The 1478-nt window shown below is 63.0% G+C and carries 1 protein-coding gene and 1 pseudogene; both read right to left on the bottom strand.

Going from position 1 to position 1478, the window contains the following annotated elements; all coding sequences use genetic code 11:
• Nucleotides 1-36 precede the first annotated feature (36 nt).
• Nucleotides 37-936 (bottom strand): hypothetical protein, encoded by a 900-nt coding sequence (locus tag LZ199_RS45895; RefSeq protein WP_254000178.1) that lies wholly within the window; start codon nt 934-936, stop codon nt 37-39.
• Between the two features lie 238 nt (nt 937-1174).
• Nucleotides 1175-1478: pseudogene (locus LZ199_RS45890) on the bottom strand (hypothetical protein); the annotation flags it as partial.

Below are 1478 nucleotides of genomic sequence, written 5' to 3'. Positions count from 1 at the left end.
GATGCCCGCCGCTACCTCGACATGGCCCTGCTGACTTCAAACCCAGACACCGCTGAATGAATCCGCCAAGGAGCCTTCCTCCCTCGTTCCCCCTCCGAACCAACTACACACGATTCGGGACTTGACCCCTCTCGCAGTTGATTCCATCAACGCGATAGCTCGGCGATCCTTTTTCTCCTCAAGGAATCGGTGGCCATGAACTACAGCGTTCCTGCGATTGTAGTGGGCTTCGTATGCCCGGTTCCGGTGCGGCTTGTTCGGCACCAAGCGGCCCTGCTGTTCAAGGATTGCCTCGGCAAACTGTCGTGCGCCTCCGCCTTGCTCCGTTTGGACCACGGTCTCAATCGCGCGGCAGAACAGTTCGTATCGGTCATCAACAACGTCCTGCTGGCATGCTCGAAAGAAGGACCGGACTCCACGCAGAAAGTAGTCATACCCGCGCTCCCTCCAGTCCTCGGCCGTCAGCTTGAGGAGGCTCGAGGTGATGGCGGGCACCTTGTCGATGTCGAAGCGCAGCCGACGCCACCCCTCACGAGCTGACCATGGCTCCAGGGAAGTAATGCCCTGAAGGGAGCGCTGGCCATCCGGTTCGTGGAGTTCGACCGTAATGACCCGGTGAGCCATACCCCACCCGGACACCATCGAAAGCGCGATGTCCACGAGTCCGAGCTTGCGTTCGAGTTCAACGTCTACCGCGCCAATGACCGTGTCGTCGACTTCCTGCTCGGCCCACACAACGAAGCTTGGTGACTCCAGGGGCTCCAGCGCCTCCGGGCTGTACTGCTTGGAGAAGCTCGCAGGAATGTCAACGGGAGCGAGCGGCCAGGTCGTCGTAAGATAGACGTCCGGAGCTAGCACCACGCGTTCCGTATTGGGCAGCCGTCCATGGAGGCCGTTCACAGCCATCAACGCGCGCTTGAGCATCTTCGTCGCCAAGGACGGACCTCCATCTGGTCGCGGCGCTCACCCACTTCAAGCCGCCCCCCGAGATTAGGTGGGGAGTGGCTAGTTGGAAGTTCCTGGCTTCGGACTCTTTCAGGACGGAGGTGCATCTTCCACGCGCACAGATGCAGCCCACGAACGTGCAGACCAAGCTCGTGCATTAGGCGACGACCCATAGCTGGCTGGGGAGACCTCGAGGCTGGTCTCCCCAGTTCAATCTAGTGTCCCACCATCAAGAGCGGCGCCGCCCCAGCGGGTCCCGGATGCTCTGCATCATCTCCCTCATGGCGCGCATGCCGCCCGGGTCCCGGATGTTCTCCATCAGCTCCTTCGCGGCTCGCAGGCCGCCCGGGTCCCGGATGTTCTCCATCAGCTCCTTCGCGGCTCGCAGGCCGCCCGGGTCGCGGACGTTCTCCATCAGCTCCTTCGCGGCTCGCAGGCCGCCCGGGTCGCGGACGTTCTCCATCAGCTCCTTCGCGGCTCGCAGGCCGCCCGGGTCGCGGACGTTCTCCATCAGCTCCTTCGCGGCGCGCAGG

This window comes from Myxococcus qinghaiensis (assembly GCF_024198215.1).
Lineage (GTDB): Bacteria > Myxococcota > Myxococcia > Myxococcales > Myxococcaceae > Myxococcus > Myxococcus qinghaiensis.
This window is presented reverse-complemented; position numbering and strand designations above follow the sequence as displayed.